Below are 11,500 nucleotides of genomic sequence, written 5' to 3'. Positions count from 1 at the left end.
GGCCAGCGAAGCCTCGTCCGGCCACGATGGTTCTGTGGGCGAGCCCGACGTCGCTGACAGCGCGATTTCCATGCATACCAGTTTAGACCTTCGGCATGTCTACCAAGTTAATGTTGTTTATCTTGGTAGACATGAGTTACGAGGGTGCACTGCAGATCTCTCACCGGTGGTGAGAGTTTTGCCCGGCCCAACAGAGCGCATCCACGAGGACGGACAATAACAAGTGGTGAGCTACCAGGTAGCTGCCGTTCGCGGGGACCAGCCATCGGCCAGAAGCAGCCGGTCACCATCGGCGCCTTTCTGGCGAAGCACCAACCGGCATCTCCATGAACTGGGCGACCTCCACTTCAATCCTTCAGGCAGGCGATCATCCTTCGAATGGCATCGTCGTCGTAGCCGCCGGCGCGGGCGATCCCTTCGATGGACGTAATGGTGACTTCGGTTTGGATCACATTGGCCTTGCGCTCTAAGGTGGCCTTTCCCATGATCACGAAATCGAGGTCATGGTCTATGCCGACGTAGGCTCGCACGTCGGCATCGCTCTTGGCGGTGTAGCCTGCCTTGCAGCGGTCGCTCCTGCCGCCATCCGGCCTGGACTCGAAAGGCGGCTTGAGCGCCATTTCGCCATCGATGCATCGTTTGGCCGCCGGAATCGGCCCTGGCTGCTGCGACGTCACGCTGCCTTCACGCACCAGCTGATGCAGCGCAATCGATCCCTCGCCGAAGGCCGGGCCCTTGTCACCCACGATCGCGTAGGTGCCGTGCATGCCGGCTCCACCAACCCAGACGATATGGCCCAACAGGTCGACGCGCGGAGTCACGGCGATCGGAATCGTCTCAGAATTCAAGTAGCGACGCTGGCCGCTGACGATGTGCTGCAACGACGTCGTCGAACGGTAGGCCTGAACGTTCCCGCTCCCGACTGTCTGCAACATCTCCCCGAGAACTAGACGCCCTCGCCCATTGCCCACGACCGCGCCTGCGGGACATAGCGTCCGCTCCTGGTTTGGCTTGAGCGGCTCAACCTCCATCCCGAACACGCAGAACTCCGCCGTGCCAGCCGCAAAGCCCGCCGCTTCGGCGACCTTGAATGCCCGCGTACAAGTGCCGTCGCAGGTCTCGCGCTTGCCGTTGCGCCATGCGTCGAGCCCGTTGGCCATGTACGTGAAGCCATGGTCGCCCACCGTGTACGAGGCCGGTCCTCCATCGGGGTTTACCGCGAGCGGTGCACGCACGACGATGGATCCGTCATCGAACTGCCGCGCACGCAGCATCTTGCCATCCTTGCCCTTCATCGCGACCTGTGTGCCGCAGTCCGTGGCGCCCGCGATTCCGCCCATGAGCAGTAACGCCGGCAGCAAGACCAGTGTCATGCACCACCGAATCAGATTGAACGATAGGCTCATCGCGTTCCTCGCTAACGCGCCGCTGGGTTCAGCGGCTCGGCATGTTGCGCGCCGCCCCAGGCGCTGCAGCGGGCATCTCTACGCATGCCATCTGCGTGGTAGCCAAAGCCTTACGGTTGGCGCAAGCCCATGCACGCATCAGCGAGTTGAAATCCTTGTCCCATTCGCTGCGCCAACGGGTACCGACGAGTTCGGGATAGGTCATTGCGCTGTCGTCTACAAGCTTGCCGTTGCCGTCGGTCAAGCGGCCGAAACGCCGGTAGTCCTCGAAGCTGCTGCCCTGAAGCCGGGCGAAGCGGCCCCAGGCGCGAATCGGTGCTGACATCGACTGCTCAATCTGCTCGGCCGAAAGCTGGGTAGTGGTGCCGTTCTTGAAAGCGCCGATGTGCACCGTAACGCCATCGCGGAAAGCGTATGCCCCACCGTTTTCCAGCACCACGCCGGCCACCGGAAAGTGCCCCGACGACTGCTGCCCCACGCGCTGCAGCAGCGCGAGAGCGCAGTGGGTTATCGGCACGTTTGCCGGGATTAGGCCTTCGCAGGCGAAGCTGACCTGCCGCGCCAGAGTGGGGCCATCCGGGCCGAGCAATACCACCTCGGCGCGCAGCTTGCCCTGCCGGTAGGCGCAGCGCCGGGTGGGTAGGCCCTCGTACCCCGGCTGCTGAACCAGGCGGCAGCCCTTGGCGGGCGCCATATACCCGCGCGACGCGATGTGCGTGGCGGCGTCGAGCACCACCTTGGGAACTTCGGTGGCCGCCACAGAGGCCGCGGCGAGCGGCAGCGCGACCGCGAACGCGGCGAACGCAGACGCGGTCATGAGCCCCGTGACCTTGATGCGGAGAGCAAGCGCGCGCGCCAACTTGTCCCGCGCCATCAACCGCACCTTGCCGCAATCTTGGCTGGGTCGAGCGGAAGACCGTCAAGCAGGACCTTGAGTTCGGAAGGACCGAATTCCTTCATCTTGTCCGCCGCCGGCAACCCCGCTCGCGCCGCCGCGGCTGCGGCGTCAATCTGAGCCTGTGCTGCGTCCTTGACCGCACCGGCCTGTGTCAACAGAAGGCGAACCTTTGCCTGTGCTACGTCGACGGCATTGGCAGCGTTGGCCGTCGCTGCGGAATCACCTCTCACGACGCTGAGCTCCGAGGTCCTCTGGCCCAACTCGCCAGCGACCTGCTTCAGCTGCGCTGCACAAGTAGTGAAGGGCTCGCCCGGCGGACCGAGCTTCAGTTTGTCGCTAACGATCTTGTTGAATTCGGCGCTGACCGTGGCGGCGGCCAAGATGCTGCGCTTGTCCTCTGCGGCTTTCTGCTGCAGATCCGCAAAGGTCTTGCCCACCAGCCCGGCCTGCAGGTCGGCATGCTGCAGCACAGCGTTGGCCACGTTAGCGGCACCCACCAGCGCCACGCCCAGTCCGCCCGCCACTGGGCCCGGCTGCGCCGAAGTGACGAGCAACGAAGGCACCGTGGCCCCGGCCACTGACAACAATTTGTCCAGACTGCCGTCCTTCTGCAACTCGGTGATCGGCTTCGAATTCAGTTCCTGTAGGGCACGCGCGCTCGTCATCGCACGGGCCGCCAGGCGCATACCGGGGGTCTCGACTTCCTTGATCGAGTCCTGAGCCTCGATCAGGCCGGCCAGCGCCGAGCAGTTGCCGTCGATGACGATGGCGTCGTTGATGGCCGCCTCCATCGAGTACTCATCGATACCCTTACCCTGACGGCCATCGACCAGTTCGCGCTTCAGGCGATTCTGGCGCAGCTCGATAGCCTGCACGATTACATGCGCGGCGAGATTGCTGAAGTAGGCCTGGTTGTATTCAGCCTGCAGACCACTGAAGATGCCTGCAGTGCCGGCTAGGTTGCGCGACGCGGTGGCGCCCGGGAGAATGGCTCCCAACACGCCGGCCACCGTGGTTAGCGAGCCGAGGGCGAAGTTCACGTCGGTCTGCTGGCGGCGCAGAAACGTCTTGAAGACGTTGCAGCGCGAGGTCGATACAGCCAGGATCTTGTCCTGCACGCCGTCGCGGTGCAGGCGCTTCTGTTCCGGGCTCTGCGCGCTGCTGCGAAACCAAGCCAGAACCAGATCGTATTGACGACCATAGTTCTGCTTCGCATCTTCACGGTCCCAGGCCTTCATGCCGCTAGATGCTGACTCGTGGCGCGGGTCGATCATCTCGAGCAGATTTACCTGTTCGAAGGTGTCGCGCCGGATCACAGGATAGCTGCTATGCCGATCAACTGAGACGTACTGCTCACTCGCTTCTTTGCTGCTGAACTCATTGAAGGATGCGCGCCATGAGGCGCACCCTCCCAGCAAGATCACGTGCAACAACATCCAGCAGCGATAGATCCAAGGTGACATGGCTCCTCCGTGTTCGTCAGACATGGGACCGCAAGCCGATTGGCGACGACGCAGCCTAGGCAGCACTCCCGAGGCCTGCATCATCCATACTGCTGACAAGTGCGGCTGGCGGCTGGCGCGCCAATGGCGATCTGAACCAGCGGGACCCTGGCTGTCCTGGCAACCACGCTGCGGAGGCTTGCAGCCAACCGAGCTATGAGGTGAGGGCACTCTCGTCCAATTGCCGTCCTAGCCAAGACCGCTCCTTCGCGAGGCGGACGTCGGATGGCGCAATCGCACGTGCGCTGCTGCCCGAGGCCGCTCAGATTGCCCAAGTTCATCGAGCCGACATAGCGACCCATGGGACCACATGGGGCCGTGCGGGCGCCGGTCTGCGCGGGCCTATCGCGGTACTGCCCGAGGATCAGGTGCCTGATCCGTTCAGGCAATGCTTTCCGGCGGTCGCTTGGGCACTACCGTCCTTCGGCTCGAAGTACTCGATAACAAGCGGCTCGACGTCCTCCCACTTGGCGTCAGAAGCACGAAGCCGCAAGAGTCGACGGCCGAAGTCAATGGGATTCAACTTCCCACTCTTCGCCGCAGCAACCTCTTTGTCGTCTTCGTCAAAATGCGAGTGCGTTTTCCGGTCTTGCTTGCCATAGCTCAGGAATCGCAGCACACGCCCGTGGACATCTCGCTCGACATGGCACCGTGCAAAGGAGTCCTGTGCGATGTGCAGCATCTGACCAAGCGCGATGCCCTGAGTAAGGAGCTTGTGATTGTTGTAGTTGTAGTCAAGAAGATCACCAACTCGGCGCGAGCCCCTAAGAAACAACCGATTCAAACCCGCCACCGGCACGGCATGCATGTCGGACTTCAGGTCGAACTCTCCGAGAGACGCCCTGTAGGCAAACTCCATCCGCATGCGTATCCGCTCGTACGTGACCTTCGCAGGCTGGCCCGCTGGAGCCATCGAGTGCCAAAATTGGAGATCACCGAAGTGTCCTCGCATGCTAATGGGTCGCTCGAACGCCCATTTCCGGTCCTTTTCGAATTTGTCTGAGTTCTTAACCGCCCTGACCAGGCTGCCAACGATGCATGAAATATCGTCGTTGTTTGTCACCCGAAGCGTTCGACCCGTACACCAGGGCATCGATTGGCGATCCAGCCACACCGCAGGAAAGTCATTCCATCGGACGCCATCCATCACCGCGCCTCTCGTGATTCCGATCTTCTTTAGGTCAGTGCAGGTACCGTCAGGCTTGTCGCACTCGAAACTCTCATCGGTCATCATCTGATGAACGGCCTTATGCCCATCGAGAAACGGCACGTACTCCCGAGCTTGAACACTACCAGGGCGATCGTAGTAGGCTGCCACCAAGTCAGCGCGAAGACTAAAGGCCCGTGCCGCCGCTACCCCGCAGAACAGCGCAAGAGCAAGTAGCGCACGCAGGCATACACCTCTCCCGCTCACGCCCAAGTTCCCCGGAAGCGAAGCGAGCGAAAGCACGCGAACAAGTTGCAGCATTTCGAGCCTCTTGAGAGACTGTGCTTGTATGCCATAGCTTTGTGCCGCTCATCCGTAATCCTGATGACCCGAAACGCCTATGATGGGTCGAGAGGTATTCCATGCCGCTCGAGCGACTGCTCCGCGGCGACCAACCTGAGGCATTGAACTTCGCTTCTGGGTCGGTTCCGGCCGACCGTCCCGGCGATCGAGCTGCCGCAGACCGGTCGTTCATCGCCGGCGCCGGCGCCTCGACGGCGCAGGGCAGGGGGGTCAGTTCGAGCCGAACTCGGCCCCCAGGATCGCAAGGATGTCCTGACGCTCACCCAGCAGTCGGACCACATCGAGATGGTCGTCTCGCTCGAAGTAGGCTGATGTCCCAGGAAGTGGTGTAAGTCCTTCAGTGCGCGGCAGGTTGCAAAGGGCGTAGCCCGTAGCGAGCTGCCGCGCGGCGGCGGCCGTCCCGGGTGGGGTGGCCATCGTGGTCCCGGATAAGGTTGAGGTGCGATCCATCCACCTTGATCCAAAGGACACACGATGACCACCGCCACTATGGCATTGACCGAACTGGCCGAGAAGGGAGCCGACATCGACGTGCTGCGCCAGATGGTGCAGTTCATGGCCCAGCGCTTGATGGAGCTCGACGTCGAGGGACGCTGCGGCGCCGGCTACGACGAGAAGAGTCTCGAGCGCATCAACAGCCGCAACGGCTACCGCGAACGCACCTGGGACACCCGCGCCGGCAGCGTCGAGCTGAAGATCCCCAAGCTGCGCCAAGGCAGCTACTTCCCCGAGTTCCTGGAGCCACGGCGCACGGCCGAGAAGGCCCTGACGGCCGTGATCCAGGAGGCCTACGTGCACGGCGTGTCCACCCGATCGGTGGACGACCTGGTCAAGGCGCTGGGGATGAGCGGCGTCTCCAAGAGCCAGGTCAGTCGGCTGTGTGCCGAACTCGACGAGCGCGTGGGCGCGTTCCTCAACCGCCAGATCGAGGGCGACTGGCCGTACCTGTGGATCGACGCCACCTACGTGAAGACACGCGAGGCCGGGCGCATCGTGAGCGTGGCGGTGATAGTGGCCGTGGGCGTGAACACCGACGGCCAGCGCGAGGTCCTGGGCCTGAAGGTCGGCGCCTCGGAGGCCGAACCGTTCTGGACGGAGTTCCTGCGCAGCCTGAACCGGCGCGGCCTGCGCGGCGTGAAGCTGGTGATCAGCGACAGCCACGAGGGCATCAAGGCGGCCGTCGCCAAGGTCCTGAAGGCCACCTGGCAGCGCTGCCGCGTGCACTTCATGCGCAACGCCCTGGCGCACGCCGGCAAGACGCAGCGGCGCATGGTCAGTGCGGCCATCGGAACCGTCTTCGTCCAAGACTCGGCCGACGCGGCGCGCACGCAGTGGCGAAGCGTGGCCGATCAGCTGCGCGGCAAGTTCCCCAAGCTCGGCGCGCTGATGGACGAGGCCGAGAACGACGTGCTGGCCTTCATGACCTTCCCGCGCGCTCACTGGACGCAGATCTACAGCACCAACCCGCTCGAGCGCTTGAACGCCGAGATCAAGCGCCGCACCAACGTCGTCGGCATCTTCCCCAACGATGCGTCCATCGTCCGACTCGTCGGCGCCATGATGCTCGAGCAGAACGACGAGTGGAGCTTGAACCGTCGCTACATGCAGCTCGAGGGCCTGCAGACCGTCAGCGATACTGTGCCCACTCGGCTGTCGGCAGTAGCCCGCTGAGTACCGCGCATCTCAGCTCTCTCCGGGCTGTGGACTTACACCATGCGCTGGGACACGACCCGAAGTAGCACCACAACAGCGGGATTTTCCCCACCCGCCAGGTCCTGAGCCCCGGGATGCAAAGCAGCTTCCCAAGTGTCGGGGATCCGATGCCCGGTTCGAGTTCCACCTGGTCGAGCGCCTCGTTCGTGGCTTTGGCCACCTTCACTGCCAGGCGGGTGCCGCCTTCCTTGCGGTAGTGCCGGACCTCGCCTTGCTGGTCGCGCAGCGCCTGCGGGCGCAGAACGGCCGGCTTCAATCGATCTCGCCGCGAGCGATCGCCAGCAGTTCCTTCTCGTCGGCCTTGGTGCGACGGCGCCCTGGCCCGGATGCCAGTCCTTCTTCGATGAGATCGCGAAGCCGCTTCCTGGCCTGCTCTTCCTGGTCGCGCCGGACCAGATCACGGATGTACTCGCTGGTATTGCCGTAGTTGCCGGCAGCGACGCGGTTGTCGATGTACTCGCGCATCGACTCGGGCAACGCAAAGCTCATGGTTTGGCGGCTCATGCAGGGATATTGGCCTGTGTGACAACAGTTGTCAACTCCGCCGACCGACGACTTTCCGCTTCAAGCGGTGACGCCGCCGACGCTCATGCAGTGCATTGACGACGGGAGGCGCTTCGACATCAGCCGCCAGGGCCAGTCCATCGCCAGCATCGAGTGGCATGATGGACTGAAGGCACGCGCTGAACCGAGGAAATGTCTGGCACGAGAGCCTTTCGACAACAAGCGCTGCTGGCCGCAGTAGCTCGTTCAAACGCGACGGAAACTACATCTGCTTGAAGTGATGCGTGAAGTTTCGACTGGCGCGCAGCACCTCGGTGCGACCCTTCAGGTGAATGTCCGCCGTTTCGTTCATACAGCGCACGACGTGGCTGATCGAGCCGAGGTTGACGATGGCCGAGCGATGGACTTGCACGAACTGGTCAGGATCCAATTGCGTGAGCAGCTCCTTGAGGGGCACGCTCACCACGGCCTCGCTGACCGCGCCGTCGTCGTTCCGCCAGGCGACCACGGTGTACTTGCTATCGGCCTGCAGGTAGTCGACACGGCCCACCGGAATCAGTCGAAGCGCTGATCCCACTTGCGCCCGCAGCCATCGGAGTCCGGGCGGTCGACCGCTGCAATGCAACTGTTGCGCGAGCTGTCGCAGCAGATCCTCGTTGTGATGCGCAGGCGCAGCGTACTCGATGCGCTCCTTCAGCCGGCTCACCGTGTCGGCCAGGCGCGCAGCCTGAACCGGCTTGACTAGGTAGTCCAGAGCACCCTGTGCAAAGGCCTGGACGGCGTACTGCTCGAAGGCGGTGACGAAGACCAGGTGCGCGCGTCGACCGATATGGTGTGCCGCCTCGACGCCGCTCATGCCCGGCATGTGCACATCCAGGAAACAGACGGTGGGCCGCAGACTCTCGAACTGCTCGACCGCCTCTCGGCCGTTGCGGACCAACGCCACGACTCGCAGCCCGGGCCAGGCGCACGCCAGAAGCTCGGCGAGCTCGTCGCGCAGCTGAGGTTCATCGTCCGCGATAAGGGCGGAAGGCGTCATGCTGGGTCTCCTCGGCACGCCGGAAACTCGGCTTCGGCCACAGTGCCGCTGGCCGGTGCACTGCCGAGCCGAACCTGGGCGTCGTCTCCGAAGGCCAGTGCCAGGCGCTCGCGCAGGTTCGACAGGCCAGTGCCGGCCGAGTCGCCGCGTCGCGGTTGCAGACCGACACCGGTGTTGGCCACGCTCACCTGCACACGGTGATCGCGTACCGTCACACGCACATCGACGGCCCCACCAGTCTCGCTGGGATCGATGCCGTGCTTGATGGCGTTCTCCACGAGAGTCATCAAGGCCATGGGGGGACAGTGCAGCGCCAGGGCGGCAGGGTCGATGCGCACCGTGTACCCCAACCGGTCCGGCATGCGCATCCGCATCAGCTCAAGGTACGCGCGGACGATGTGCTGCTCGTGCTCGAATGTTGCATCGCCAGCTTCCAGTCTCGGCACGGCCGCACTCAGGTAGTCGATGAGGTTGTCAAGCATGGCGGTGGCATCCGCACTGCCCGATCGGCGCACCAGCGAACGGATGTTGGCCAGTGTATTGAAGAGGAAGTGTGGTTCGACCTGCGCCTGCAGGAGTCGCAGCCGCGCGTCCACCGCCTTGCGCTCCAACTCGCTGCTTCTCAGCTTGAACGCCAATGCCTGCTCCCGAGCGAAGGCCTCACTGCGGTGCAGCTGGGCGCCCAGTGCGATCCAGGGGCCCACCAATATGCCCATGAAGGACGTGATCAGCCAACCGTCGCGGTATGTGGTTCCGAGGGATGGCACATCGACTGTGCCGAGTGTCGCGGCATAGCCTAGGTAGGCCGCCGGTGGCGTGACGATCAAAACGGCCAGCAGTTGCAGGATCCAGCGCGGAGACCACCTGGGGAGGCGTCGCGGCCACTGATCCAGCACGCCATAGGCCAGGACACCCAGGGCGGAGGCCAGGCCGCAACGGACCAGCCATTCCGTGAAGCCGGTGGTCTCGGAGGTCAGCGTTCGGATCAGCGCCCAGATTGCCGTCATGATCAGCCACAGCCTGATCCGCGGCCAGGAGACCAGTCGGCTGCGATTGGGGGGCTGCTGGTGATTGACAGCGAGAGTCACGGTCTGTGGCGTTGTCGTTACTGGGCGCCGATTCAGGACCGGAATGTGCCGCAGAGGTCTGCCCAGTCAACAGGGCTATCCGACGAGATGCGGCACGAGGCGGCCGAGCGACGCATGGAGGCGATGAAGCAGTGGCCTATGTGCAACGGCAGCATGCAGCGCCGTTTCATCCCATCCGCGCCCATCGTCACTCGGGTGCCGACTGCCGTCGTTCGTCGTTCGGCTGCTTGGTGCCGCTCGACTATCCCTCCAGAGTGTGGAAGCGCGTGTTCGACCAGCCCGTCGCACGCTGTAAAGACGGAGACACCGTCAGAAGAGCAGCCATGGAACCCCCCCACGCACCCGAACTTCCACCCGTCTCGATGTGGCGCATCCACATGCTGCGCATCGGCTATCTGCTCATCGCCGGTGTGATGGGCTTCTTCGTCTGGCAGCAAGTTCTGTTCGAGACCGATCCCTGGCCTGCACCACGTGTCATCGCCAAGTCGATGCTGGCGTCCCTGGCTCTGCTGTGTGTTCTGGGTTTGCGATACCCACTGCAAATGCTGCCTCTGATGCTGCTCGAGACGCTGTGGAAGACCGTGGCGATCCTGCTGATCATCCTGCCGGCCTGGCTGGCGCACCGGATGACCCCCGACCTTCAAGTGCTCTTCAGCGAGTGCGTCGGGATAGTCGCGGTCTATCTGGTCATGCCTTGGCGCTACGTCTGGGCCCGCTACATCCTGCAGCCGGGGGAGGCTTGGCGATGCGTCCGCACCGGCGGATCAGGCTCTCGGAAAGACTCCGCATGAAGACGCGGTGCACGAGCGGCTTTGGGTCAGGACATGTCGGTGCTGAAACGGTCGCGGTCCGAGCAGTCGAATCTTCGAACCCCGGGTCATGGGAGCGCCGAGTAGTTCCTGCATGCCGATCGCCCAGCCAGTGGGCTGGGTCAATCGCCTTCTTTCTCATTCACCAGGAGATCTCATGAAGAATTCGCTGTTGCTCGCCATTCTGTCGTCGTCGTTGTTCGCGGGTGGCTGTGCCTCCATCGCCGTGACCGACGAGGCGATCGTGGATCGGACTGCCTTTGCACTTGGACTCGCCAAGGGCGACTTCACGGTCAGCAATCGCATGGACGACGGGGCCGCCACGCGCTACCAGGTGCGCACCAAGGCGGGCCAGAACTACCGCTGCTTCGTCGGTGGATCGATCGGTCTGCTCGGCCGTGCGGTATCGGAGGCCGTCTGTACCAAGGAGGGTGAAACGCCTCGCAACCCATTGCTCAGCCGTTGAACCAGTTGCGCGTGGAGAGGGATGGTCCATGTCGACACACGAAGCGATCGCTGCTGTCGCCGGCCAAGACGTGTCGCCGAGCCGGGGCCCCGAACGATGGAATGGCCGCTTGTACATCGGCTGCGCGGCCGTTCTGGCTATGGGCGGGCTTTGGCTGGTCTGGGTGAGAGGCGGTGTCGCAGGCGACCAGCGCATCAGAGTAGCGCTCGGTTTGGAGACTGGCGCGATTGGCCGAGTCGGACATGCCCGACAACACACGTTCGAATCCGTCAGCCACGCGTTCGGCCGTTCGGGGGTCGACTTCGGAGATGTGCTGGCGGTAGATGGCGTACGTCTTGGCCTCATCAAGCCGACCCAATCGCGTCAGCGAATCGTCGACCGCCTTCTGGAGAGGCAGGTTGATCCTCGCGACGTACTCGTACCAGACCTCGTAGCTGACTGGGTGCAATGCGGCAGCCTGCTGTGACATCAGGGGGACAGCCTGACGCAACAACTCTGCACTCCGAGCCACCGTTTCGATGTACTGCACATTTTCCTCACCGGGCAAGCCATTTGTGAGTGCAAT

Annotated in this window: 12 protein-coding genes; 3 read left to right on the top strand and 9 right to left on the bottom strand. The window is 63.4% G+C overall.

Annotated elements, in window-relative coordinates:
- Positions 1–347: 347 nt before the first annotated feature.
- The 5 genes from AB7U92_RS01025 to AB7U92_RS01005 all read right to left on the bottom strand — a co-directional run bounded on the left by AB7U92_RS01025 (position 348) and on the right by AB7U92_RS01005 (position 5,733).
- On the bottom strand, positions 348–1,406 hold the full coding sequence (locus AB7U92_RS01025; protein ID WP_428573856.1) for a hypothetical protein: 1,059 nt from the start codon (positions 1,404–1,406) through the stop codon (positions 348–350).
- A gap of 28 nt (positions 1,407–1,434) precedes the next feature.
- The gene (locus tag AB7U92_RS01020) at positions 1,435–2,280 is read right to left on the bottom strand and encodes a hypothetical protein (RefSeq protein WP_428573854.1); all 846 of its coding nucleotides are present in this window, start codon (positions 2,278–2,280) and stop codon (positions 1,435–1,437) included.
- The gene (locus tag AB7U92_RS01015; RefSeq protein WP_428573852.1) at positions 2,280–3,767 is read right to left on the bottom strand and encodes a hypothetical protein; all 1,488 of its coding nucleotides are present in this window, start codon (positions 3,765–3,767) and stop codon (positions 2,280–2,282) included. The genes AB7U92_RS01020 and AB7U92_RS01015 overlap by 1 nt, the downstream gene beginning before the upstream one ends.
- Positions 3,768–4,170: 403 nt before the next feature.
- A complete protein-coding gene (locus AB7U92_RS01010) occupies positions 4,171–5,274 on the bottom strand; it encodes a hypothetical protein (protein WP_428573850.1) in 1,104 nt (367 codons plus the stop codon).
- A 252-nt stretch (positions 5,275–5,526) separates the two neighbouring features.
- A complete protein-coding gene (locus AB7U92_RS01005; RefSeq protein ID WP_428573848.1) occupies positions 5,527–5,733 on the bottom strand; it encodes a hypothetical protein in 207 nt (68 codons plus the stop codon).
- A 57-nt stretch (positions 5,734–5,790) separates the two neighbouring features.
- On the opposite strand from AB7U92_RS01005, the gene AB7U92_RS01000 reads away from it, so the two are divergent.
- Entirely contained in the window at positions 5,791–6,987 is a 1,197-nt protein-coding gene (locus AB7U92_RS01000; protein ID WP_428573846.1) for an IS256 family transposase, read from the top strand.
- Between the two features lie 294 nt (positions 6,988–7,281).
- On the opposite strand, the gene AB7U92_RS00995 is transcribed toward AB7U92_RS01000, so the two are convergent.
- The 3 genes from AB7U92_RS00995 to AB7U92_RS00985 all read right to left on the bottom strand — a co-directional run bounded on the left by AB7U92_RS00995 (position 7,282) and on the right by AB7U92_RS00985 (position 9,660).
- Entirely contained in the window at positions 7,282–7,518 is a 237-nt protein-coding gene (locus tag AB7U92_RS00995) for a type II toxin-antitoxin system ParD family antitoxin (RefSeq protein ID WP_428573860.1), read from the bottom strand.
- A gap of 277 nt (positions 7,519–7,795) precedes the next feature.
- Positions 7,796–8,572, bottom strand: coding sequence for a LytR/AlgR family response regulator transcription factor (locus tag AB7U92_RS00990; RefSeq protein ID WP_428573844.1), 777 nt, complete (start codon positions 8,570–8,572; stop codon positions 7,796–7,798).
- Positions 8,569–9,660: a sensor histidine kinase gene (locus AB7U92_RS00985; protein ID WP_428573842.1), complete on the bottom strand. Its 1,092-nt coding sequence runs from the start codon at positions 9,658–9,660 to the stop codon at positions 8,569–8,571. Before AB7U92_RS00985 ends, AB7U92_RS00990 begins: the two co-directional genes overlap by 4 nt.
- A gap of 323 nt (positions 9,661–9,983) precedes the next feature.
- Here AB7U92_RS00985 and AB7U92_RS00980 point away from each other — a divergent pair, with 323 nt between their 5' ends.
- Together AB7U92_RS00980 and AB7U92_RS00975 are read left to right on the top strand one after the other, a co-directional pair.
- Positions 9,984–10,451 carry a hypothetical protein gene (locus tag AB7U92_RS00980; protein WP_428573840.1) on the top strand — a complete coding sequence of 156 codons (468 nt, stop codon included), beginning with the start codon at positions 9,984–9,986 and terminating at the stop codon, positions 10,449–10,451.
- A 175-nt stretch (positions 10,452–10,626) separates the two neighbouring features.
- Complete coding sequence (locus tag AB7U92_RS00975; RefSeq protein ID WP_428573838.1) at positions 10,627–10,935, top strand: hypothetical protein; 309 nt, start codon at positions 10,627–10,629, stop codon at positions 10,933–10,935.
- Here AB7U92_RS00975 and AB7U92_RS00970 read toward each other — a convergent pair.
- Entirely contained in the window at positions 10,925–11,464 is a 540-nt protein-coding gene (locus tag AB7U92_RS00970) for a hypothetical protein (protein WP_428573836.1), read from the bottom strand. The genes AB7U92_RS00975 and AB7U92_RS00970 overlap by 11 nt on opposite strands.
- Between the last annotated feature and the right edge of the window lie 36 nt (positions 11,465–11,500).

The organism is Piscinibacter sp. (assembly GCF_050175855.1).
Taxonomy (GTDB): Bacteria; Pseudomonadota; Gammaproteobacteria; order Burkholderiales; family Burkholderiaceae_C; genus Piscinibacter.
This window is presented reverse-complemented; position numbering and strand designations above follow the sequence as displayed.

What these genes read in the sequence shown, in the direction of transcription:
- AB7U92_RS01020 (WP_428573854.1), bottom strand. Translation starts at nt 2,280, where the DNA reads ATGGCGCGGGACAAGTTGGCGCGCGCGCTTGCTCTCCGCATCAAGGTC.
- AB7U92_RS00995 (WP_428573860.1), bottom strand. Translation starts at nt 7,518, where the DNA reads ATGAGCTTTGCGTTGCCCGAGTCGATGCGCGAGTACATCGACAACCGC.
- AB7U92_RS01000 (WP_428573846.1), top strand. Translation starts at nt 5,791, where the DNA reads ATGACCACCGCCACTATGGCATTGACCGAACTGGCCGAGAAGGGAGCC.
- AB7U92_RS01025 (WP_428573856.1), bottom strand. Translation starts at nt 1,406, where the DNA reads ATGAGCCTATCGTTCAATCTGATTCGGTGGTGCATGACACTGGTCTTG.
- AB7U92_RS01005 (WP_428573848.1), bottom strand. Translation starts at nt 5,733, where the DNA reads ATGGCCACCCCACCCGGGACGGCCGCCGCCGCGCGGCAGCTCGCTACG.
- AB7U92_RS00980 (WP_428573840.1), top strand. Translation starts at nt 9,984, where the DNA reads ATGGAACCCCCCCACGCACCCGAACTTCCACCCGTCTCGATGTGGCGC.
- AB7U92_RS00990 (WP_428573844.1), bottom strand. Translation starts at nt 8,572, where the DNA reads ATGACGCCTTCCGCCCTTATCGCGGACGATGAACCTCAGCTGCGCGAC.
- AB7U92_RS01015 (WP_428573852.1), bottom strand. Translation starts at nt 3,767, where the DNA reads ATGTCACCTTGGATCTATCGCTGCTGGATGTTGTTGCACGTGATCTTG.
- AB7U92_RS00975 (WP_428573838.1), top strand. Translation starts at nt 10,627, where the DNA reads ATGAAGAATTCGCTGTTGCTCGCCATTCTGTCGTCGTCGTTGTTCGCG.
- AB7U92_RS01010 (WP_428573850.1), bottom strand. Translation starts at nt 5,274, where the DNA reads ATGCTGCAACTTGTTCGCGTGCTTTCGCTCGCTTCGCTTCCGGGGAAC.